This window comes from Alteromonas genovensis (assembly GCF_010500895.1).
Taxonomy (GTDB): Bacteria; Pseudomonadota; Gammaproteobacteria; order Enterobacterales; family Alteromonadaceae; genus Alteromonas; species Alteromonas genovensis.
Map to the genome: position 1 here is coordinate 13,365 of NZ_JAAAWO010000013.1, position 22,013 is coordinate 35,377.

The following is a 22,013-nucleotide window of genomic DNA, read 5'->3' on the forward strand; positions in this document are numbered from 1 at the left end:
TCTATTACTTTACACTCTATTTCTTTATTCCTTTACACGCTCAATGATAGCGCCAAGGCCGCCCAGCTTTTCTTCAATGGCTTCATAGCCTCTATCTAGGTGATAGATACGATTAACGTGAGTCTCACCCTCAGCAATAAGCCCGGCTATCACTAAACTTGCTGACGCACGTAAGTCGGTGGCCATTACTGGCGCCCCTTTGAGTACTGAGCTTCCTTTAGATACCGCAGAGTTCGCTTCAAGCGCTATTTCAGCCCCCATACGCTGTAACTCAGGCACGTGCATAAAGCGATTTTCGAAAATGGTCTCTGTAATAACACCCGTGCCCTCGGCAACACAGTTAAGCGTAACAAATTGCGCCTGCATATCTGTTGGAAATGCAGGATGAGGCGCAGTTTTCACTCTAACCGCTTTTGGCTTTTGGCCTTTCATATCAAGCTCTATCCAATCCTCACCAACAGTAATGTGAGCACCGGCTTGTTCAAGCTTATCAATAACGGCATCGAGGGTATCTGGAGCCGCATGCGTACAGCGCACTTTACCGCCCGTCGCTGCTGCTGCCACTAAGAACGTACCTGTTTCAATGCGATCGGGAAGCACGGCGTAATCACAACCATTTAGGGTTTCTACGCCTTCGACGGTAATTTTGTCAGTCCCTGCACCTTTGATTTTAGCGCCCATTTGAACGAGGCAGTTGGCGAGGTCAACAATTTCAGGCTCTCTTGCAGCATTTTCTAGAATAGACGTACCGTCTGCCAATGCTGCTGCCATAAGAAGGTTTTCAGTTGCGCCTACGCTCACCATATCCATAAAGATACGAGCACCTTTTAAACGACCGTCTACATGGGCACGAATATAGCCTTCTTCCACCTCAATAATAGCGCCCATTTTCTCAAGGCCAGTAAGATGAAGATTCACCGGGCGAGCGCCAATGGCACATCCACCGGGCAAAGACACGTTTGCCTTACCCTGTTTAGCAAGCAAAGGCCCAAGCACTAAAATAGATGCACGCATAGTACGTACAAGGTCGTAAGACGCCGTCACACTCTCAAGTGTGCTTGCGTCGATTAACACGTCGTTAGGAGATGGCTGAGCTACTTCAACACCAAGCTCCCGCAGTAACGCCGTTGTTGTATTAATATCTCTCAGACGAGGCACGTTGGTATAACGGCATGGAGAGTCTGTCAGCAGACTGGTCATCAGCAGCGGTAAAGCCGCATTTTTGGCACCAGAAATTCGCACTGTTCCGTTAAGAGCAGGACTCTTTTTAATAACAAGTTTATCCACGAAAAGCGCCTATTACTGAGGAATGTTAAACTGGCGCTCGCGCTCCCAGTCTTTCACTGAAAAAGTTTTGATTGAAATCGCATGCATTGAACCGTCTGCGATCTTATCGGCAAGCGGCGCATAAACAGCTTGCTGGCGTTTAACACGGCTCATTTCGTTAAAGGCATCACTAACGGCAATGATATTAAAATGAGAGCCTTCGGCTTTTACATGAACTTCGTGAAGGTCTAATGCGTCCTTCAAAATGCTTTCGATTTCTGACAATTCCATAATGTACTTCTTTAATCTTAAAAATTGGCGTTATTTTACCGGCAAAAAGCTATCTACATCGCTTATTTTAGCAAGCTTGTGAAGCTTAGCAGGCATATGCTGTATGACCATGCTAACACCGTTTTGGTTCGTATCCCTAACGGCATTTATTAGCCACGCTAATCCAGCACTATCCACCCGCTCTACATCGCCTAGATCAACGGTACAACTGCCTGCGCTTTTCAGGCTGTCTTGCTGCTGTGAACTAAGACGCTGCCAAAAGTTCGTAGAGAGCGTGTCACGGTCTAAATTTCCGTGAACGACAATATCTCCGTTTTTGCCAACGTCGAAAAGGCTCACACAGACTCTCCGTCAATGTCGATAGATTCGCCGGCTTTGAGTTCTACCGGCTTGCCAATTTTTTCACGCATCAGCGAGATAACCGCGTCAATACCGTCTGTGCGTAAGATAGACTCAAACTCACTGCGCTTGCTGTTCAGCATGCTGATACCTTCGGCAACCATGTCGTAAGCTTTCCACTCATTGGTTTTGCTATCTCTGCGCACTTTAAACGCAATTTTGATATCTGGACGGGTAGGATCTTTTACCACAGCACGCACCGTGACTGACTTTTCTTTTGAGAAATCTGACTCAGGCTCAAAAATCACTTCCTGGTTATCATAATATCCCATTGCTACCGCGTAGGTAGTCACAAGATACTGACGGAAAACACTGATGTACTCACCCATTTTTTCTTTAGGCACTGACTTAAAATGCTTGCCCAACACCATAAATGCAGCAAACTTATAGTCGATATGAGGCACCAATTCTTCTTGCATAATTGTGCGCAACATTTCAGGGTCAGCTTGTATTTCAGACTGATTGGCCTTAATACGCTCGAAGGTAGTGTTAGCTACACCATGAACTAATTTATAGGGATTTTGCTCGTCTACCTCTTGTGCACCTACGGCGCTCGATAACGACAATACAACCATACCCAATATGGCGATTAATTTTTTCAACGTAATTCTCCTAACAAAAACATGCTATACAGCAGACCGGACTGATGTTTAATAAGTTTCACCCGCGCTCCTGATAAATTTTTAATAATCTTCTACTCTATTCGTCACTACCGCGATTGAATAGGAACTGGCCAATGAGATCTTCAAGTACTAATGCTGATTTGGTGTCTTGTAAGTAATCACCGTCTTGCAAATCTGCCACGCCATCAAACGAAAACCCCGGTTGGAAACCAACGTATTGCTCGCCAAGTAAACCAGACGTCAATATTGATACTGAACTTGTCTCAGGAAAGCCGTTGTACTGCTTAAGAATGGACAGCTCTACTATTGGGGTGAAATCGTCTTTATCTAGCGTAATAGAAGAAACTCTTCCCACTGTGACGCCGCCCACTTTCACCGCAGAACGTGCTTTTAAGCTACCAATGTTGTCGAATTTTGCGTAAAGGGTATAGCTGTCGCCTTCAGTGGCAACAGACTGCTCGGCAACTTTCAGTGCCAACAACAGTAATGCGCTAATAGTAAGGGCAACGAAGAACCCTACCATGACTTCCGTTTTATACTTGTTCATTCTATCCTCTACTCGATACCAAACATGAGGGCGGTTAGCACGAAATCCAGCCCCAATACTGCTAATGATGAATAGACCACTGTTTCAGTAGTCGCTTTGCTGATCCCTTCCGATGTAGGAATAGAATCGTAACCTTTAAATATGGCAATCCACGTCACCACCAAGGCGAACACGACACTCTTTATTACGCCGTTAATAACGTCTTGGTTCCAATCTACCGTGGACTGCATGATAGACCAGTAGCTGCCTGAATCTACGCCTAGCCAATCAACACCCACTAAGTGTCCGCCCAAAATACCAATAGCACTGAAAATGACCGCTAACATTGGCATAGCGAGCATGCCAGCCCAAAATCGCGGAGCGACTATTCTGCGCAAGGGGTCTACGGCCATCATCTCAAGGCTGCTTAACTGTTCAGTCGCTTTCATTAATCCAATCTCTGCGGTTAACGCAGAACCTGCGCGCCCAGCAAACAGCAAGGCCGTCACTACAGGGCCAAGCTCTCGCAACAAAGACAACGCGACCATGGGCCCGAGGCTTCCCTCAGCGCCGTAGTCCACTAAGATGGTGTAGCCTTGTAAAGCCATTACCATGCCGATGAACAAACCCGAAACCATAATGATAAGCAGAGATTGCACGCCCACCACGTAGAGCTGCTGTATCACCAGAGGGATATTTTTTACCCGAGGCACAGCCACTAACGCACCGAAAAGCATTAATGTCGCTCGCCCGATAGCGGTCAATTTTGAAATAGTAGAAGCGCCTAAAGACTGCAAGAACCTCATTTACGCTCTCCCAAGAAACTCTTTTCTAGCTCTGGCGCAGGATAATGAAAAGGAACAGGCCCATCGGCTTTTCCGTTCAAAAACTGCTGTACCAGTTCGGAATCGCTGTCTCTTATTTGTTGAGCTGTTCCTTCCCCAATTACTCGCTTGTCCGCCAAAATATAAATGTAGTCGGCAATTGTCAGTACCTCTTTCACATCGTGGGTTACCACAATGCTAGTCAAGTTTAGGGCATCGTTGAGCTCGCGAATTAGCTTGACCAGTACGCCCATAGAAATAGGATCTTGGCCTGCGAAGGGCTCGTCGTACATAATAAGGTCGGGGTCTAACGCGATGGCCCGTGCTAATGCAGCACGCCTTGCCATGCCTCCAGACAATTCGCTTGGCATTAAATCGGCAGCGCCACGCAAGCCCACTGCCTGTAGCTTTAATGCGACAATGGTAGCAATGACGTCATCAGATAAGTTGGTATGCTCTTTAAGTGGAAAAGCGACATTGTCGAACACGGTCATGTCAGTAAACAGCGCACCGCTTTGAAACAACATGCTCATTTTACGCCGCGCTTTGTAAAGTGCCTTGCGAGACATAGACACAATAGATTCTTTATCAAAAAGAATATCGCCCTCGTCTGGAATCAACTGCCCGCCGATTAAGCGCAACAGGGTGGTTTTACCAATCCCGCTAGGCCCCATAACTGCAGTGATCTTTCCCTTTGGTACGTTAAGCGTTATGCCGTCGTAGATAACGCGGTCGCCCCGACTAAAGGTTAAATTATCTATCTCAACTAAATGTTCCATAGTGTTTTGTTGTCGGCCCTCGACTAGACATCGCTGCATGAATAACACGCAGTATGCAAAGCGCGTTGTGCAAATTAGATTTAAATCGTCCAAAAGCAATACAAAATTCATGCCTTCGAACAGTAACTGACCCCGATATGAGCGGTAAGTTTAAATTTTTCAGCATTGTACGCTTTTTTGAATCACTCGCCAAAGTCAAAAAGTTACAAGTTATGTTCGATGAAGACGAATGATTCATAACATAAGCTGAATCTCATTAACGAAACCTGAACAAACGTTCTTTTTCGTACAATTCAGCTCGATAATGAAAAATAAAAGCCTAGCAGCATAGGCAAAGGGCACCGTTTTTGCGACAATCTTACGAAATAGATATTTAAATACAGGTCGTTGTGCTTTTAAACATTGTTATTTTCATCATCGGATTGATTGTTTTGAGCTGGAGTGCTGATCGTTTTGTTTACGGCGCTTCTGCATTAGCGAAAAATATTGGCATTTCCCCCATGATGATAGGATTAACTATCGTTGCGATGGGTTCATCCGCACCTGAAATTGTCGTATCGGCTATGGCCTCAATAAATGGCAATATGAATACCGCCGTGGGTAACGCATTGGGTTCTAACATTACTAATATCGCGTTAGTGCTTGGTATAACAGCGCTCGTAAAGCCCCTTCTTGTTTCATCCACAACGCTTAAGCGTGAACTTCCCGCCTTATTGGTAATCTCTCTTATCGCCATCGCATTTATGTTTGATGGCGAACTAAAATCGTATGAAGGTGTGATTCTGCTCGGTTTATTTATCTTTGTGCTGGCAATGATGGCGTGGTTGTCACTGCAAGTTGATAAAGAAGACCCATTGATTGCAGAAACTGCTGATGAAATTCCAAAAGGCGTGTCTAACACCGCCGCTCTTATTTGGATTGGTCTGGGGTTAATTATGCTGCCCCTCAGTGCTCACTTTTTGGTTAATTCAGCCGTCGAAATAGCCCGATACATGGGGCTATCTGACTTGGTTATTGGACTAACAATTATTGCGTTCGGCACCAGCCTTCCAGAGCTGGCTGCGAGTATTGCTGGGGTCTTAAAAGGCGAAGATGACCTGGCGCTGGGTAATATTATTGGTTCTAACATTTTTAATTTGCTTGCGGTTCTGGGTCTGCCTGGCCTTATCGCACCTGGGCTTCTCGACCCAGACGTACACAATAGAGATATGTACGTCATGTTGGGGTTAACATTGCTACTATTTCTGTTTAGTTTTGACTTAATTGGCAAACGTAAAATATCCCGCACAAATGGTGCAATACTTTTAGCCTGCTTCGTAGGCTATCAATTTTGGCTGTTCGGATAATGACTAATAAACAAAACGACTACATTACCTCTGCAAAACGTGTCATCGACATTGAGGCTCGTGCAATTAGCAATTTAGCACAGCGACTGGACGAGAGTTTTGTTGATGCCTGCGAAATGCTTTACGCCTGCTCTGGCAAGGTAGTAGTTAGCGGTATGGGCAAGTCGGGGCATATTGGCAATAAAATAGCCGCCACGTTGGCAAGCACTGGCACCCCAGCTTTTTTCATGCACCCAGGTGAAGCGAATCATGGCGACTTGGGAATGCTCAGTAAAAACGATGTGCTTTTGGCCATTTCAAATTCAGGCGAAACCGGCGAGTTAGTGAATTTGCTGCCGGTTGTAAAACGTCTTGGCGTTAAAGTCATCGCCATGACCAACATTGTTTCCAGTACGCTAGGTCAGTACGCCGATGTAGTACTGAACATCAGTGTGGAGCAGGAAGCCTGCTCATTAGGGTTAGCGCCAACTACAAGCACTACCGCTACATTAGTGATGGGCGATGCCCTATCGGTGGCATTACTCGACAAGAAAGGATTTACGTCCGACGACTTTGCGCTATCACACCCAGGGGGCTCCCTTGGGCGAAAACTACTGTTAAAAGTCAGTGATATTATGTTGACCGGCAGTGATATTCCGCTTATAGAACCGACAGCAACCGTAGCCCAAGCGCTACTTGAGATATCGCAAAAAGGCTTAGGCATGACCGGTATTGTGGATGAATCCGGTAAGCTAACGGGCGTATTCACCGACGGCGACCTTCGCCGTATCCTTGATGCTAGGGTTGACCTTCATGAGGCAACCGTAAGTGACGTAATGACCCTAGGCGGCAAAACAACCACAGCCGACCAACTCGCCGTTGAAGCGCTTAATGTTATGGAGAGTTTTAAAATAAGTGCATTGATGGTGCTTGACGATAATGACCATCCAGTCGGCGCGTTTAATATGCATATGCTATTAAAAGCAGGAGTGCTGTAAATGAACAAGAAACAGGACATGACAACTACGCTGTACACCGAACTCAGTACGGACTTATTTGATGCACTAGCCCATATTAAACTGTTGGTGTGTGATGTTGACGGTGTTTTTTCAGACGGACGGATTTATCTTGGAAATGATGGTGAGGAATTAAAAGCCTTTCACACTCGCGACGGGTACGGCGTTAAAGCACTTGTCAGTCATAACATTGATGTTGCGGTGATTACCGGTAGACGCTCAGCCATTGTTGAAAACAGAATGAAGGCGTTACATGTAGCGCATATTATTCAAGGCGAAGAGAACAAGTTTGACGCGTTAAATCAGCTTATGGGCCGCCTTGAACTATCACCTGAACACGTCGCCGTTGTTGGTGATGATATGCCTGATACCGGCATGTTTAAACACGCGAGCGTTAAAATAGCCGTTGCCGACGCACACCCCTTTGTCGTAAAACAAGCAAATTGGATCACAACCCTACCGGGCGGTTTTGGGGCAGTGAGAGAGATAAGTGACACGATTTTGCAGGCGCAAGGTGTAAGTAATGGCATTTTCGGGGCCAGCGTATGAATCAATTCGGCTTCAACCGACTTGGCGTCAGTATTTCAGCGCTATTTATTTTAGCCATGCTGATGTACATTCCTACCTGGATGGAAGAAGACCCAGTATTAGAAACGTCTGAAGGACTGGATGCATTAAAGCCTGCTTATAAAGCCAAAAACTTAACCACAACCCTTTATAACAATGAAGGGCAACTGAATCATAAAGTTTTCGCTTCTTCTATGGAGCATTACGACCAGCTTGGCTTTGTTTCTTTCGACCGGCCGAACTACACTCTCTATACGAATGATGCAGGTTCACCATGGGTCGTGACAGCGCAAGAGGGAACCTTGTATAACAATGAATTAATACAATTAGAAAACAATGTGACAATTGAAAACCAAAGTCAGGATGACTTTGTGAAGTCAATTACCACTGAATACATTCAAATTAATTTGGATAACAAGCAGATGACGTCAGATCAACCCGTAGAAATACGCGGCATGCAATATGTTATTCAAAGTAACGGATTCAACGCAAACCTGCGCACCCAAAAATATGAGCTTATCGACCATGTACAAACTACGTATTCTCCTAGCAACTAGTGCGTTGCTAGTGCTTTGCACTAGCCCGGCATTAGGCAATGAAAATGATTTTACGCTGCCTATCGAGATTGGCTCTAACTCCCAGTTCATTGATGGTAAAAATAAGACAGCGCTATATAAAGATAACGTACTTATTACCCAAGGCTCGCTTACCATCGAGGCTGACGAAGTTGAAGTTATTGCATCACAAGGAAGCGGCCGAGAAATTTTTGTTGCTCGTGGAAACCCAGCTAGCTATTCCCAAGAGCTTGAAGACGGTAACCCTGTTTCTGCAAGAGCGAACGAGATACGCTATGAAGTGGCTAAGCGCACTATTTCCCTTACCGGAAACGCAGAACTTAAACAGGACACCAGCCAAGTTAAAGGCAACAGCATTACGTTTGATATGATCACAGAACAACTGCTAGCCACAGGTGGCGCTGGTGATGCTAGTGGGCGCGTTACTACCGTATTTACGCCTGAGTCTATTCGCAAAGCGAACGACGAGACCAGCGAAAATGATAACGGTAACGATAATGACGGTAGCAACGGTGACGGCAACAACAACGGTAAGGGCGAGCAGTAACAATGGCAACTCTTAGTGCAAAGAACCTTGCTAAAGCATATAAATCACGACAGGTAGTGATTGATGTTAGCCTGTCAGTCTCTACCGGACAAATTGTCGGGTTATTGGGGCCTAACGGCGCGGGGAAAACCACCACTTTTTATATGATTGTAGGGTTGGTTCCCTCAGACAAAGGCCAAATATCTATCGATGATAATGAATTAACTCATCAGCCTATGCATGAGCGTGCAAGAGGCGGTATTGGCTATTTACCACAGGAAGCGTCCATCTTTCGAAAGCTCACTGTGCATGAAAATATTATGGCGATTTTACAAACCAGAAAGGATTTAAATTCACAGCAGCAGGAAGAAGAAGCCGATGCACTACTTGATGAATTTAATATCAACCATATACGTAATAGTATGGGTATGAGTCTTTCCGGTGGAGAACGTCGCCGAGTAGAAATAGCACGAGCATTAGCAGCAAAACCTGAATTTATTTTGCTTGATGAACCTTTTGCTGGTGTTGATCCCATATCAGTTAATGATATAAAGAAGATAATACAGCACTTGCGCGACAGAGGGTTGGGTATACTCATTACCGACCACAACGTGCGGGAAACATTGGATGTCTGTGAAAAGGCGTACATCGTAAGTCATGGTGAACTTATTGCGCAAGGAACGGCGGAACAGGTTTTAAGTAATCAAAAAGTAAGGGATGTATACCTAGGCGAACAATTCAGGCTATAGTTATTGTGTGTAACCTAATTGTCATTTTTCATAAGCGCTCAGGTATATTCACTCAAGAGCATTAAAATAAGATATAGATGAAACCATCTTTACAGTTAAAATTTAGTCAACAACTAACGATGACTCCACAGTTGCAGCAGGCAATCAAGCTGCTGCAGCTGTCTACACTCGATCTTCAACAGGAGATTCAAGAGGCCCTCGACTCAAACCCTCTGCTAGAAGTAGAAGAAGGTAATGACGAGCCTCAGGCAGAAAAAAACAACATAGACAATGACGATAGCCAAATCGAAGCTACCGCGTCAGCGTCCAGCGACACTTTAGAGTCGGGTGATGCTTTAGAAAAGAACGACTTACCCGATGAACTGCCAATTGATAGCACCTGGGACGAATATTACTCAGCCTCTTCAGCGCCTGCACCTGGCCCGTCAAATAACGATGATGACCACGTTTTCCAAGGCGAAACCACTGACGACATTCAAACTCACCTGCTTTGGCAGATGCGTTTAACTCCTTTTTCTGATATCGACAGAGCTATCGCTGTTGCCATTATCGACTCGATTGACGAATCAGGTTATTTAACCGCTACGCTAGATGAGATATTAGAGGCAGTAAACTTTGAAGATATCGAAACCGAAAATATTGAAGAAGAAATCGAATTAGATGAAGTTGAGTGTGTACTGAAACGTATTCAAATGTTTGACCCTATCGGCTCTGGATCTCGCTCTCCGCAAGAGTGTTTAATGGTGCAGCTGCGCCAGTTTGCTGACGACACACCTTGGTTAGATGAAGCGAGAAGACTGATTGAGGACTACTCAGACCTTCTCAGTAGCAAAGATTATAGAACCCTCATGCGTAAAAGCCGCTTGAAGGAAGATGAACTTCGCGAGGCAATGCGTTTACTTCAAACCTTGAATCCTCGCCCAGGTAGTGCTTTAGTTACTAAAGAGCCTGAGTATGTTATTCCAGATGTATCGGTGGCAAAGAAGAATGGTCGCTGGACTGTTGAACTCAACCCCGACAGCTTGCCTAAGCTAGGTGTAAATCAGCAATACGCAGCAATGAGTCGAAAAGCGAAAAACAGCAGTGACTCTCAGTTTATTCGTTCTCATATGCAAGAAGCTAAATGGTTTATAAAGAGTTTAGAGTCTAGAAACGATACCTTAATGAAAGTAGCTAATTGTATCGTTCAACAGCAAATGGGATTTTTTGAGCACGGACCAGAAATGATGAAACCAATGGTGCTCAATGATGTCGCAGAAATGGTGGATATGCACGAATCCACAATATCGCGAGTAACGACTCAGAAGTACATGCATACGCCTCGCGGTATTTACGAATTGAAGTATTTCTTTTCTAGCCATGTGGCAACTGAGTCTGGCGGTGAGTGTTCGTCAACGGCCATTCGTGCATTAATAAAGAAATTGGTAGCAGCAGAAACGCCAAGCAAACCATTAAGCGATAGCAAAATTGCTTTATTGTTGGCAGAGCAAGGCATAAAAGTCGCTCGGCGGACAATAGCAAAATACCGGGAGTCTTTATCGATACCCCCGTCTAACCAACGCAAAAGCCTTATCTAAAGGCGTTATATTAAAAGGAAGACGAAATATGCAAATCAACCTAACTGGTCATCATGTGGAAATCACCGATTCTTTGCGTAATTATGTCGATACGAAGTTTAGTAAACTTGAGCGTCACTTTGATCACATTTCTAATGTGCATGTCATCCTGAACGTAGAAAAAATAAATCAAAAAGCAGAAGCTACGATGCATTTAAGTGGTGCCGAAGTATTTGCATCCTCAGAAAATACCGATATGTATGCGGCGATTGACAGCATGGTTGATAAACTCGACAGGCAGGTGATCAAGCATAAGGAAAAACTGAAAAAGCATTAATAGATAATTAAGCATGGATATTAAAGCCATCGTAAGCCTGGACCGCACCGAGTGTGCGGTTCAGTGCAATAGCAAGAAGCGAATATTAGAAATCATTTCTGATATTGCTGCCCAAGACAATACCAGCATTGACCAAGTCACCGTGTTGAATAGTCTTCTATCTAGAGAGCGGATGGGCAGTACAGGAATAGGTAACGGTATAGCGCTCCCTCATGGTCGTTTAGCGGGTTTAGAACACGTTATGGCCATTATTGTAACCTGCATTCCAGCGATTAATTTTGACGCCCTCGATGAAAAACCTGTCGATATATTTTTTGCACTGCTAGTGCCTGAAGAACAGACAGAGGGACATTTACAAACCTTAGCGACAGTGGCTGGTAAGCTCAGCGACAAAGACACTGTCAAAGCGATACGAAGAGCCAAAACCAACGAAGATATTGTTTCGGCACTTGGCATGTAAAGACAGTTTCAAAAGATACATTGACGTTTTCGTCACTTTTTTGTTTAGGGAGAAATATCGGTGAAGCTGATCATTATCAGTGGTCGTTCAGGCTCAGGAAAGTCGGTGGCATTAAGAGCATTGGAAGATTTGGGCTACTATTGCGTCGATAACATTCCCGTCAATTTGCTACCAACGCTCACCCATACTGTTGTGGATGAATACGATCAGGTAGCGGTGAGTATCGACGTACGCAATTTACCAAAGAATCCCAACGATTTGGTAGAAATATTAGACTACCTTCCCTCCTCTTGGTCGATGACGATTGTTTACATTGATGCCAGTGACGACGTGTTAGTAAAGCGCTTTAGCGAAACTAGACGTTTACACCCTCTAGCCAAATTAAATAAATCGCTCTCTGAGGCCATAAAGGCAGAATCAACGTTGCTTGGGCCTATTGTTGAGCGTGCTGACCTCTACTTAGACACAGATAAGCTCACTATACATCAGCTGGCCGAAATTATTCGCGAGCGGATTTTAGGTAAAAAGAGTTCTCGTTTGGTACTAGTGTTTGAATCTTTTGGCTTTAAGCACGGTATACCGAAAGACGCCGACTATGTATTTGACGCTCGTTTCTTACCGAACCCTCACTGGGAGCCTGATTTGCGGCATTTGACGGGTTTAGATGCACCTGTAGAAGTATTTCTTGGCTCACAACCTGTGGTTACTAAGTTTGTATGGCAAATCCAAAACTTAATGACCACATGGCTGCCTCATCTCGAGCGAAATAATAGAAGCTATGTCACGGTAGCCATTGGCTGTACGGGTGGGCAGCACCGTTCTGTCTATATTGCGCAGACGTTGTCAAAAACATTCGGTGAAATTCATCCGGATGTGCAGATTCGTCACAGAGAGCTAAATTAACCACTCGCATTAATAAAAAAGAGCGTAAATACTAGTGACTATTGAGAAAACACTCACCATCGTCAATAAACTTGGCCTTCACGCAAGAGCGGCAACCCAACTTGTGCAGCTTGCTAATCAATTTGATGCCAAAATAATTCTTGAAAAAGGCGATAAACAGGCCGACGCAAGCAGTGTGCTTGGGTTGATGATGCTTGAAAGCCATCAGGGTGAGCAAGTTAACGTGATTGTTGAAGGCGATGATGCAGAGGACGCCTTAGCCGCTATTGAAACACTCATTGAAGGACGCTTTAACGAAGACGAGTAACCTCGTAGGCCCTCCCATAGGCCAGCTTTTCACTGGCCGCTGGCTAAGCGCCTATATAACTGCTTACATAGCGTCTTATATAAGCGCTGACACGTAAAAACTCATTCTAAAACAATGTATTTATCATGACACTGCTAGGGTAAATACGCTATTCTATAAGCTTAATCTATTTGGTCATTGTCTACGGCGTGAAATACGCTTTCTTTAGGCACACTCTTGGTTAGGAATTGCTTTTCATGGCAGAAGCTCTCGTTTCTAAATATGTACAAACTCAATTGCGAACGCTCAACAATGCGCTGAGTAACGGCCAATTTGTGTCGGTTAGAAAGCTCCTTCTTGAACTTCCGCCTTCCGACGTAGCCCACATTTTAGAGTCCAGCCCTAGCCGCACTCGTGACGAGCTATGGGAGTTGATTGACGGCGACTTTCACGGCGATATTTTAGAAGAACTGTCCGATGATGTTCGTAACGGCATAATTACTAAAATGCTGCCTGCAAATGTGGTGGACGCGCTTGAGGAAATGGATACCGATGACCTGGCAGAGACCCTAAGCAGCCTGCCAGAAACGGTCCTCCTCGACATCCTAGACTCCATGGACGCACAAGACCGGTTGCGCGCCGAACAAGCACTATCTTATGGTGAAGAAACTGCCGGCTTCATCATGAATACCGACACTATCACCCTGCGTCCCGACGTTACTATTGATGTGGTATTGCGTTATATCCGCCTCAAGGGCGAGCTACCAGAAAACACAGATACCTTTTATGTGGTCAATCGCACCGATAACCTCGTGGGTATCGTACCAGTAACACGGCTTCTAACCGCAGACACTAGCGACAAAGTCTCTGATGTGATGGATGAAGAGTCAGAAGCTATTCCGGTTAACATGCCAGATGATGAAGTCGCGAGCCTATTTGAACGCTATAACTGGCTCTCAGCACCTGTTGTTGATGAAAATAATCGCCTCGTCGGGCGAATTACTATTGATGACGTGGTTGATATTATTCGCGAAGACGCCGAACACTCCATGATGAGTATGGCGGGTCTAGACGACGATGAAGATACCTTTGCCCCTGTTATGCAAAGTACCAAGAGACGTTCAGTGTGGCTAGCGGTGAACCTAGCCACGGCATTGATGGCAGCAATGGTGAGCGACTTATTTGAAGCCACATTAAGCGCTTTAGCTGTACTCGCTATTTTAAACACCATTGTACCAAGCATGGGTGGTGTGGCAGGTAACCAAACCCTGACTCTTGTTATACGCGGTATGGCGCTGGGCCATGTCAATGCAAACAACTCCCGCTGGCTGATTAGTAAAGAGATTGCCATTGGTGTGCTAAACGGCATCATTTGGGCGGTATTAATAGCCTCTGTCATCGCATTGTGGAAACAAGACTATATGCTAGGTGTCATCATTGCATTTGCTATGCTTGTTAACATGATTGCGGCTGCATTAGCCGGCGCAACGCTGCCTATGATAATGAAGCGACTAAAGATAGACCCTGCACTAGCGGGAAGTGTCATTTTAACCACCATCACAGACGTGGTGGGTATTTTTGCATTCCTAGGCACTGCCACATTGTTTTTGGTATAGCGGTAACAGTCAATTTTCACTAGGGTATCTTGATGAAACGCATAATATTAGCCGTTGGTTTACTTACTCCCTTCTTAGTAGCCGCTGGAAACGTTAATTACACGTCAACGCCTATCCACATTGATGGTGTATCAGAAGATGCTTGGAATAAAGCCACATGGCACGATATGCCCCATTTAATGGATGGAACGCTTCCCACATCAGATAATGACTTTAAAGGCCGCTATCGATTATTGTGGGATGAAAACTATCTATATTTGCAGGCGAGTATCAGCGATGATGTGCTGATTGACACTCACCCTAACCCAACTAAAAAATATTGGGATGATGATGCGCTAGAGGTATTTATAGACAGCGACGCTTCTGGTGGCAATCATCAATTTAACCATACCGCATTTGCCTACCATATAGGCCTTGATAACCAAGCCGCCGATTATGCACCTGACCAAAAAGCGCATTTGTATACAGAGCATCTTATCAGCCGTTGGCAACGACAAACATCAGCGCCTTATAACATTGTCTGGGAAGTGGCGATTAAACTCTTTTCCAATAGTTATGAAGAAAATAGCCCCAACACCCCTCTAGTGTTAGAGGAACACCAAGTTATTGGTTTTATGCTGGCCTACTGCGATAATGATGGCAGTGAAGTACGTGAGCATTTTATGGGCTCTCATGAGATACAGCCGGTAAACGGTGACAAAAACCGTGGGTACATAGATGCAGATGTGTTCGGCAAGATAACGTTGCTACCTAAAAAGTAAAGGTGGCTACTTATCGTCTTTAGCAGCCTTCACCTTTAACAGCCATCTCCTTTCAAAAAAACCGTCTCAAACAAAAAAGCCGCAGTATCTTAAAATACAGCGGCTTTTGAATAATTCGACCTAAAACCTAGTTGATAATTACGCTTGGGCTACTTAATGACCTTCAGCGTAGGCTTACCCTTTTTAGGCGGTACAGGCGCATCGCTTGAGGCAGAAGCATCAGCATCTTCTATAGATGTTGGTCCTGTTTGTTCTGGCTCACTTGAGATAGGCTCTGCTGGCTCAATAGCATCAGAACGTGCTACATCTTCCTCTGTTGCAAACACAGTACCAGCACCATTCTCACGAGCGTATATAGCAATTACCGCTTCACAGGGCATGCTTAAACGACGAGGTTGGCCTCCAAAACGCGCTTGAAAAGACAAACCGTTTATATCCAGGTTAAAACCCACGCAGGCACTCGGTGATACATTAAGTACAATTTGGCCGTCTTTAACAAATTCTTGCGGAACTTCCACCAATTCATTTGTTGCATCAACAACAACGTATGGCGTCATATCGTTATCCACTATCCATTCATAAAAAGCCCTAAGTAGATAGGGCTGGTTTGACGTCATAGATGTCATAATGGGTTATGGATCTCGCGCTCTTGGTCAGTCAAAGATGCCTTGAACGAACTGCGAGAGAAAATACGGTTCATGTAAGTACTGATTTCTTTGCTTCCTGTTCCACTAAGCTCGATGCCTAATGCAGGTAAACGCCATAATAGCGGCGCAAGATAGCAATCCACCAAGCTGAACTCTTCACTCATAAAGTAAGGCATTTCAGCAAAAACAGGGGCTAAAGATAAAATAGCTTCACGAAGTTCATTACGTGATGACTCAACATCGCCTTCACCGCGGAAAATGCGTGCAGCGAGTGAATACCAATCTTGCTCGATGCGGTGCATCATTAGACGGCTTGTACCACGAGATACTGGATATACCGGCATCAATGGTGGGTGCGGGAAGCGCTCATCAAGGTATTCCATGATGATGTGAGACTTATAAAGTACGAGTTCACGATCAACAAGAGTGGGTACCGTACCGTATGGGTTTAACTCCAACAGATCTTCAGATAAGTTACTAGGATCTGTGTAGCTGATTTCAACACCCACACCTTTTTCTGCCAACACAATACGAACCTGGTGGCTATAAATATCAATTGTGTCAGAGAACAACGTCATGATAGAACGTTTATTCGCGGCTACGGCCATTCAATTTCCTCCGTCGAGAAACAAGTTAAAGCTCACTGTTACAATGAGCGAATTACAAATGCCAAAAAAGGGGGCGAGAAGCCCCCTTTTGGTATTATACATAAATCTGTGCGATTAGTGCACTTCTCGCCAGTAATCTTTCTTGAGCAAGTAAACAAACACAAACAATACGGCAATAAAGATAAGTACCCATTTACCGATTTTGTGAGACTCAAGTTTAGCTGGCTCACCCGTGTACTCCAAAAAGTTCACGATGTCGGCAACGGCTTGGTCGTATTCGTCCGGAGACATTGAACCCGTTCCGTCAGATTTGATACCCACATAGCGCTTAACCATCTCGCCATCTACCATTTGCTCTTCATAGGTACGCGTTGGCGTGCCTTGAAGAGGTTGTAGAACATGCGGCATACCCACTTCTGGGAACACGGTGTTGTTAACACCAAACGGTCTGCTTTCGTCCACATAGAACGCGCGCAGATAGGTGTATATCCAATCTGTACCACGAACACGAGCTACTAGCGTAAGATCAGGTGGCGCAGCTCCGAACCACTGTGCTGCGGCATCTTCAGGCATAGCGCGTGTCATGTAATCAGACACTTTCTCGCCCGTAAACTGCAGATACTCTTCGCCTAGTTCGTCAGGAATACCCAAATCGGTAAATGAACGCTGGTAGCGTTGATACTTCATTGAGTGACAGCCTGAACAGAAGTTCATGAACAACTGCGCACCGCGTTGTAGTGACGCCTTATCTGACAAGTCAATCGGCGCTTCGTCTAGATGCACGTTCCCACCTGCCGCCATCGCGACGCCAGGTAGAAAGAATGCTAAAAAGTACATCATTTTTTTCATTTAGGAATCCTCTCTGGCACAGGTTTAGTATTTTCGTTTTTGCTGTACAAGAACAATGCAATGAAGAAACCAAAGTACATGATTGTAGCAACCTGTGACGCAATGATTTTCCAGTTCTCTTGTGGCGTACCACCTAGGTAACCCAGGAAGATAAACACAATCGCGAACACAATAAGGTTCACTTTGTGTAAACCACAACGATAGCGCCATGATTTAACGCGACCACGGTCTACCCATGGCATTGCGAACAATGCAGCTATAGCGCCAAACATAGCTAGTACACCAAACAGCTTGTCAGGTACTGCTTTCAAAATTGCGTAGAATGGCGTGAAGTACCACACTGGGAATATATGCTCTGGCGTTTTCAGAGGATTAGCAATTTCAAAGTTAGGGTGTTCAAGGAACTTACCGCCCATTTCAGGCGCAAAGAACAATACATAAGTAAATAACGCCAAGAATACACAGAACGCCACCAAGTCTTTCAACACAATGTGTGGGAAGAACGGTAGAACGTCGTCAGCAATATCGTACTTGCTAGTGTAGTACTCGTGAATTTTGTACTTCGTTTTCTCTGACTCTGGCAGTGAGCCTTTCTTGTGCTTAATGGCTACGCCATCCGGGTTATTAGAACCCACTTCGTGAAGCGCAATAATGTGCAAGAACACAAGTATTACAATCACTAACGGCAATGCAATAACGTGCAAGGCGAAGAATCGGTTTAGCGTGGCGCCGGAAATAACATAGTCGCCCTGTAACCAAATAACGAGGTCAGGACCCACTACCGGAATGGCACCGAATAACGAAACGATTACCTGAGCACCCCAGTAAGACATTTGTCCCCAAGGAAGTACATATCCCATGAAGGCTTCAGCCATCAGTGCAAGATAGATAAACATACCAAACACCCACAGTAGCTCACGTGGTTTTTGATACGAACCGTATATCATTCCGCGGAACATGTGCATGTAAACAACAATAAAGAACGCTGACGCGCCTGTACTGTGCATATAACGGATTATCCATCCGTAATCGATTTCACGCATGATGTATTCAACAGAAGCGAAAGCGCCCTCTGCTGAAGGTACAAAGTTCATGGTTAGCCATATACCAGTAATTATTTGGTTGACCAGAACGATAGTTGCTAAAAACCCAAACACATACCAAAAGTTCATATTTTTTGGCGCTGGGTATTGAATAGCGTGCATATTTGCAACGCGCCCCACTGGGAGACGGTCTTCAATCCAACCTAGAAAAGCGTTCATATAATTAAGCCTCCGCTTCTGAACCAATGATGATGTTTGTATCATCAACGAACTGATAAGGCGGCACTACTAGGTTTAATGGAGCAGGTACGTTTTGAAATACACGTCCTGCCATATCAAACTTAGAACCGTGGCACGGGCAGAAGAAACCTTCAGGAACACCTTCAACGTATTCTTCAAACGCACCGTCTTTTAGATGCTGTGGAGAGCACCCAAGGTGAGTACAAATACCCACTAGGATTAAGTATTCTTCTTTCATGGAGCGGAAGCGGTTTTGCGCAAAAGTAGGTTGCTGCTCGGCTTCTGAATTTGGATCTTTAAGCTGATCTTCGTGCCCGCCTAGTGCCTCTAAAAGCTCAGGGGTACGACGCACAATCCACACAGGCTTGCTTCGCCACATTACACGCACTAACTGTCCAGGCTCAATCCCGCTGATATCAACTTCAACGTCAGCACCGGCCGCTTTCGCTTTGGCACTTGGATTCCAGGACGCAATAAAAGGCACTGCAGCACCAACGACACCTACACCGCCAACTACCGACGTGGCAACGGTCAAAAACCGACGACGGGTGTTGTTCTCAGGCTGATTTTCGTTATGTGCAGACTTTGTTGCATCTACAGATACATTGCTCATCCACATTTCTCCAGGTTTGGATAATTATGATGCCATCTAAAAAGGCTTATACTGGTTTTATCTCGCCTGTATTACCGCATCATATGGCTTGTCGTAAGAGCGAAATAACAGCAAAAGGCGCTGTTTTACGGTTCCACGAAAGTTATCAATTTTTTCGACTGCAAATGATAAAAGAAAAGCCCTTATAAACACAAGGTTTTACTGGTATTTAAGCATAAATTTAATTCATTGAAGCTGAGGGTAAAATCGGTGATAAGCGCTTTAAATCAGGGTTTTACCATGAATAGCACCTAAAAAGCAGGGGAAATTAAACCTTTTTTATTTTGCTCAATATCTTACAGGCAATAAAAAACCCGGCAGAGCCGGGTTTTTGCAAAACAAAAAACGTAAATTAACGTTTTGAGAATTGTGGACGCTTACGTGCTTTGTGTAGACCCACTTTCTTACGTTCAACCTGACGTGCGTCACGTGTAACGAAGCCAGCTTTGCGTAGTGCAGGACGTAACGCTTCATCATACTCCATAAGAGCACGAGTGATGCCGTGACGAATTGCGCCAGCTTGACCATTTGAACCACCACCTTTAACAGTGATGTATAGGTCAAACTTTTCTAGCATCTCTACAAGTTCTAGAGGCTGACGAACAACCATGCACTCAGTCTCACGACCGAAGTACTGATCTAGAGCGCGTTTGTTTACTTGAATGTTACCTGAGCCTGGACGCAAGAACACACGAGCGGTAGAACTTTTGCGGCGGCCGGTGCCGTAGTATTGAGTATCTGCCATGTCGATTGCCCCTTAGATGTCCAAAACTTGTGGTTGCTGTGCTGCGTGCGAATGTTCTGCACCAGCGTAAACTTTCATTTTACGGAACATTGCACGGCCTAGAGGACCTTTTGGCAGCATTCCTTTCACTGCTTTCTCAATAACCATTTCTGGTTTGAAAGCTAGCAGCTTTTCAAAGTTAGTTTCTTTCAGACCACCTGGATAGCCACTGTGCGCATAATAGATTTTGTTCAACGCTTTACGGCCAGTAACCGTAATTTTGTCAGCATTGATAACTATAATGTAATCACCAGTGTCCACGTGAGGCGTGTACTCTGGCTTATGCTTACCACGAAGGCGCAATGCGATTTCTGAAGCCAAACGGCCTAGAGTTTTGTCTGTGGCGTCAACCACGTACCAGTCACGTTGTACCGTTTCTGGCTTTGCAACAAAAGTTTTCATTTAAATATCACCCGAATAATATCGTCGTTACTGATTTCTGAACACCAGAAATCACCATAAAATCAACACAAGGACCCCTTCGAGCCGGTCGATTCTTCCACCTTCCCAAAGGTGGGCGTAACTGGGCAGGGCGCGAATTATACAGATTTTATCGCAAATGCGAACCCCTAGAGTGAAAAAATGTACAGTTTTTCTGCTTTAAACGGTGACTTCCATTTCAATATAAGATAACGTTCATCTGCTTTATTTTTGACCAGTTATAGTAATCATAAAAGCAGCCATAAATACAACGACAAAAACAACTACGAAAATAACTAGAAAAATAACGACGACATTGTGAATCGCCCTACAGCATTTATTATTGCAAACCTTATGGCGTGTGCTATCGCACTATCTGTTGTGTGCTATCCCTCAAATGCCTTTTATCCTGAGTCGGTTCAAAGCGCAGTTAATGGTGCCGCTATTGAAGTAAATAACGAAACGGTTAATGAAACGCCTAACGACTCGCTAAATAAAAAAGACGCTATAGCGGACACCGTCGTACTTGCCAGGGCCTTCGCCAATGATGACTTTGGAAAGTACCAAATAGCAGTATTATCCCGAGCCCTTGAAGTCACGTCAGAGTTCGGCGAGCTAAACATATCCCTTCACCCACAGCCCATGTCTCAAAGCCGTCAAATGCGAAGCTTACTTGAAGGCTCTGCTGATATTATGTGGAGCGTAACGAGCAAGTCTAGAGAGCGCAAACTCACGCCTATAAGATTACCTTTACTACGTGGATATTCTGGCCATCGCGTCATCGTAGTTAACACAGAGAAAAAGGCACAGTTTGACGGTATAACCTCACTGGAAAGTTTAAAAGAAAAGCAGTTTGTGCAGGGGGCTGATTGGCCAGATTTGAAAATACTCAAAGCCAATGGATTTGGTGTAGTTAGCGAAGACTGGAGCACGTGGTTTCGTTCTATGTATCTGCTTGTTGAGCGCAATGTGGTAGACGGTTTCCCTCGAAATATTATTGAAATACATAGCGACATTCAGCATTTTGATAATAACGAATTAGCCATAGATAAAAACCACCTAATCACCTACCCCAACTACGAATATTTCTTTGTACGCTCTGACAAACAGCAATTGGCCAATAGGATTCGCCTTGGACTGATAAGGCTTATTCAATCAGGAGAGCTTGAAGAGATTTTCTATAGTATAGATACACACTTACTCGCTAATGACCTGCTTAATGACCCAAAACGCCAAGTCCATGAATTAAACAATCCGCTCATTCCCGGCCCCCTTAACTATGCAGATTGGGTTAAAACCCCGCAGCTGGCGGTTAAAGCCATTGAGCTAGAGATGGGTTATCCCTCTTTAGCTATTGATGTGAATGATTAGTATATATCAGTTCT

The 22,013-nt window shown here is 44.8% G+C and carries 28 protein-coding genes; 14 read left to right on the forward strand and 14 right to left on the reverse strand.

Going from position 1 to position 22,013, the window contains the following annotated elements:
• Window positions 1–24: 24 nt before the first annotated feature.
• From murA to mlaF, 7 genes are all read right to left on the reverse strand, one after another.
• The gene (gene murA / locus GTQ48_RS15035; RefSeq protein WP_163107405.1) at window positions 25–1,287 is read right to left on the reverse strand and encodes a UDP-N-acetylglucosamine 1-carboxyvinyltransferase; all 1,263 of its coding nucleotides are present in this window, start codon (window positions 1,285–1,287) and stop codon (window positions 25–27) included.
• A 12-nt stretch (window positions 1,288–1,299) separates the two neighbouring features.
• Window positions 1,300–1,557 (reverse strand): BolA family protein, encoded by a 258-nt coding sequence (locus GTQ48_RS15040; RefSeq protein WP_032096347.1) that lies wholly within the window; start codon window positions 1,555–1,557, stop codon window positions 1,300–1,302.
• Between the two features lie 30 nt (window positions 1,558–1,587).
• Window positions 1,588–1,896, reverse strand: coding sequence for an STAS domain-containing protein (locus GTQ48_RS15045; protein WP_163107406.1), 309 nt, complete (start codon window positions 1,894–1,896; stop codon window positions 1,588–1,590).
• Entirely contained in the window at window positions 1,893–2,531 is a 639-nt protein-coding gene (locus tag GTQ48_RS15050) for an MlaC/ttg2D family ABC transporter substrate-binding protein (RefSeq protein ID WP_416360002.1), read from the reverse strand. The genes GTQ48_RS15045 and GTQ48_RS15050 overlap by 4 nt, the downstream gene beginning before the upstream one ends.
• A gap of 124 nt (window positions 2,532–2,655) precedes the next feature.
• Window positions 2,656–3,126, reverse strand: coding sequence for an outer membrane lipid asymmetry maintenance protein MlaD (mlaD, locus tag GTQ48_RS15055; RefSeq protein ID WP_163107408.1), 471 nt, complete (start codon window positions 3,124–3,126; stop codon window positions 2,656–2,658).
• 8 nt (window positions 3,127–3,134) lie between these two features.
• Window positions 3,135–3,911: a lipid asymmetry maintenance ABC transporter permease subunit MlaE gene (gene mlaE / locus GTQ48_RS15060; RefSeq protein ID WP_032096343.1), complete on the reverse strand. Its 777-nt coding sequence runs from the start codon at window positions 3,909–3,911 to the stop codon at window positions 3,135–3,137.
• Window positions 3,908–4,708 (reverse strand): phospholipid ABC transporter ATP-binding protein MlaF, encoded by an 801-nt coding sequence (mlaF, locus tag GTQ48_RS15065; protein WP_163107409.1) that lies wholly within the window; start codon window positions 4,706–4,708, stop codon window positions 3,908–3,910. The genes mlaE and mlaF overlap by 4 nt, the downstream gene beginning before the upstream one ends.
• A 389-nt stretch (window positions 4,709–5,097) precedes the next feature.
• On the opposite strand from mlaF, the gene GTQ48_RS15070 reads away from it, so the two are divergent.
• The 13 genes from GTQ48_RS15070 (at window position 5,098) to GTQ48_RS15130 (ending at window position 15,385) form a co-directional block, all read left to right on the forward strand.
• The gene (locus GTQ48_RS15070) at window positions 5,098–6,054 is read left to right on the forward strand and encodes a calcium/sodium antiporter (RefSeq protein ID WP_163107410.1); all 957 of its coding nucleotides are present in this window, start codon (window positions 5,098–5,100) and stop codon (window positions 6,052–6,054) included.
• On the forward strand, window positions 6,054–7,031 hold the full coding sequence (locus tag GTQ48_RS15075) for a KpsF/GutQ family sugar-phosphate isomerase (protein WP_163107411.1): 978 nt from the start codon (window positions 6,054–6,056) through the stop codon (window positions 7,029–7,031). Before GTQ48_RS15070 ends, GTQ48_RS15075 begins: the two co-directional genes overlap by 1 nt.
• Window positions 7,032–7,049: 18 nt before the next feature.
• Entirely contained in the window at window positions 7,050–7,598 is a 549-nt protein-coding gene (gene kdsC, locus GTQ48_RS15080; RefSeq protein WP_163107475.1) for a 3-deoxy-manno-octulosonate-8-phosphatase KdsC, read from the forward strand.
• Complete coding sequence (gene lptC / locus GTQ48_RS15085) at window positions 7,595–8,173, forward strand: LPS export ABC transporter periplasmic protein LptC (protein ID WP_032096339.1); 579 nt, start codon at window positions 7,595–7,597, stop codon at window positions 8,171–8,173. The genes kdsC and lptC overlap by 4 nt, the downstream gene beginning before the upstream one ends.
• Window positions 8,142–8,738: a lipopolysaccharide transport periplasmic protein LptA gene (gene lptA, locus GTQ48_RS15090; protein ID WP_163107412.1), complete on the forward strand. Its 597-nt coding sequence runs from the start codon at window positions 8,142–8,144 to the stop codon at window positions 8,736–8,738. Before lptC ends, lptA begins: the two co-directional genes overlap by 32 nt.
• Window positions 8,739–8,740: 2 nt before the next feature.
• The gene (gene lptB / locus GTQ48_RS15095; RefSeq protein ID WP_032096338.1) at window positions 8,741–9,466 is read left to right on the forward strand and encodes an LPS export ABC transporter ATP-binding protein; all 726 of its coding nucleotides are present in this window, start codon (window positions 8,741–8,743) and stop codon (window positions 9,464–9,466) included.
• A gap of 77 nt (window positions 9,467–9,543) precedes the next feature.
• Complete coding sequence (locus GTQ48_RS15100) at window positions 9,544–11,043, forward strand: RNA polymerase factor sigma-54 (protein ID WP_163107413.1); 1,500 nt, start codon at window positions 9,544–9,546, stop codon at window positions 11,041–11,043.
• A gap of 28 nt (window positions 11,044–11,071) precedes the next feature.
• Window positions 11,072–11,359, forward strand: a complete 288-nt coding sequence (hpf, locus tag GTQ48_RS15105; RefSeq protein ID WP_032096336.1) for a ribosome hibernation promoting factor — start codon at window positions 11,072–11,074, stop codon at window positions 11,357–11,359.
• Window positions 11,360–11,372: 13 nt separating this feature from the next.
• Window positions 11,373–11,819, forward strand: coding sequence for a PTS IIA-like nitrogen regulatory protein PtsN (ptsN, locus tag GTQ48_RS15110; protein WP_163107414.1), 447 nt, complete (start codon window positions 11,373–11,375; stop codon window positions 11,817–11,819).
• A 60-nt stretch (window positions 11,820–11,879) separates the two neighbouring features.
• Complete coding sequence (gene rapZ, locus GTQ48_RS15115; protein ID WP_163107415.1) at window positions 11,880–12,722, forward strand: RNase adapter RapZ; 843 nt, start codon at window positions 11,880–11,882, stop codon at window positions 12,720–12,722.
• A gap of 34 nt (window positions 12,723–12,756) precedes the next feature.
• Complete coding sequence (locus tag GTQ48_RS15120) at window positions 12,757–13,029, forward strand: HPr family phosphocarrier protein (protein ID WP_032096333.1); 273 nt, start codon at window positions 12,757–12,759, stop codon at window positions 13,027–13,029.
• Between the two features lie 236 nt (window positions 13,030–13,265).
• Entirely contained in the window at window positions 13,266–14,624 is a 1,359-nt protein-coding gene (mgtE, locus tag GTQ48_RS15125) for a magnesium transporter (protein WP_163107416.1), read from the forward strand.
• A gap of 32 nt (window positions 14,625–14,656) precedes the next feature.
• Window positions 14,657–15,385 carry a CBM9 family sugar-binding protein gene (locus GTQ48_RS15130; RefSeq protein WP_163107417.1) on the forward strand — a complete coding sequence of 243 codons (729 nt, stop codon included), beginning with the start codon at window positions 14,657–14,659 and terminating at the stop codon, window positions 15,383–15,385.
• 149 nt (window positions 15,386–15,534) lie between these two features.
• Here GTQ48_RS15130 and GTQ48_RS15135 read toward each other — a convergent pair whose 3' ends face one another.
• The 7 genes from GTQ48_RS15135 to rplM all read right to left on the reverse strand — a co-directional run bounded on the left by GTQ48_RS15135 (window position 15,535) and on the right by rplM (window position 20,610).
• Complete coding sequence (locus GTQ48_RS15135; RefSeq protein WP_163107418.1) at window positions 15,535–16,011, reverse strand: ClpXP protease specificity-enhancing factor; 477 nt, start codon at window positions 16,009–16,011, stop codon at window positions 15,535–15,537.
• Window positions 16,008–16,640: a stringent starvation protein SspA gene (gene sspA / locus GTQ48_RS15140; RefSeq protein ID WP_032096330.1), complete on the reverse strand. Its 633-nt coding sequence runs from the start codon at window positions 16,638–16,640 to the stop codon at window positions 16,008–16,010. The genes GTQ48_RS15135 and sspA overlap by 4 nt, the downstream gene beginning before the upstream one ends.
• Window positions 16,641–16,754: 114 nt before the next feature.
• On the reverse strand, window positions 16,755–17,489 hold the full coding sequence (locus GTQ48_RS15145; protein WP_163107419.1) for a cytochrome c1: 735 nt from the start codon (window positions 17,487–17,489) through the stop codon (window positions 16,755–16,757).
• The gene (locus GTQ48_RS15150) at window positions 17,486–18,751 is read right to left on the reverse strand and encodes a cytochrome b (RefSeq protein WP_163107420.1); all 1,266 of its coding nucleotides are present in this window, start codon (window positions 18,749–18,751) and stop codon (window positions 17,486–17,488) included. Before GTQ48_RS15150 ends, GTQ48_RS15145 begins: the two co-directional genes overlap by 4 nt.
• 4 nt (window positions 18,752–18,755) lie before the next feature.
• Window positions 18,756–19,385: a ubiquinol-cytochrome c reductase iron-sulfur subunit gene (gene petA, locus GTQ48_RS15155; RefSeq protein ID WP_032096327.1), complete on the reverse strand. Its 630-nt coding sequence runs from the start codon at window positions 19,383–19,385 to the stop codon at window positions 18,756–18,758.
• A gap of 391 nt (window positions 19,386–19,776) precedes the next feature.
• Window positions 19,777–20,169 (reverse strand): 30S ribosomal protein S9, encoded by a 393-nt coding sequence (gene rpsI / locus GTQ48_RS15160; protein ID WP_032096326.1) that lies wholly within the window; start codon window positions 20,167–20,169, stop codon window positions 19,777–19,779.
• A gap of 12 nt (window positions 20,170–20,181) precedes the next feature.
• Window positions 20,182–20,610 (reverse strand): 50S ribosomal protein L13, encoded by a 429-nt coding sequence (gene rplM, locus GTQ48_RS15165; RefSeq protein WP_032096325.1) that lies wholly within the window; start codon window positions 20,608–20,610, stop codon window positions 20,182–20,184.
• Window positions 20,611–20,946: 336 nt separating this feature from the next.
• Between rplM and GTQ48_RS15170 the strand changes: the two genes are divergently transcribed.
• The gene (locus tag GTQ48_RS15170; protein ID WP_338023336.1) at window positions 20,947–21,999 is read left to right on the forward strand and encodes a transporter substrate-binding domain-containing protein; all 1,053 of its coding nucleotides are present in this window, start codon (window positions 20,947–20,949) and stop codon (window positions 21,997–21,999) included.
• Window positions 22,000–22,013: the final 14 nt, after the last annotated feature.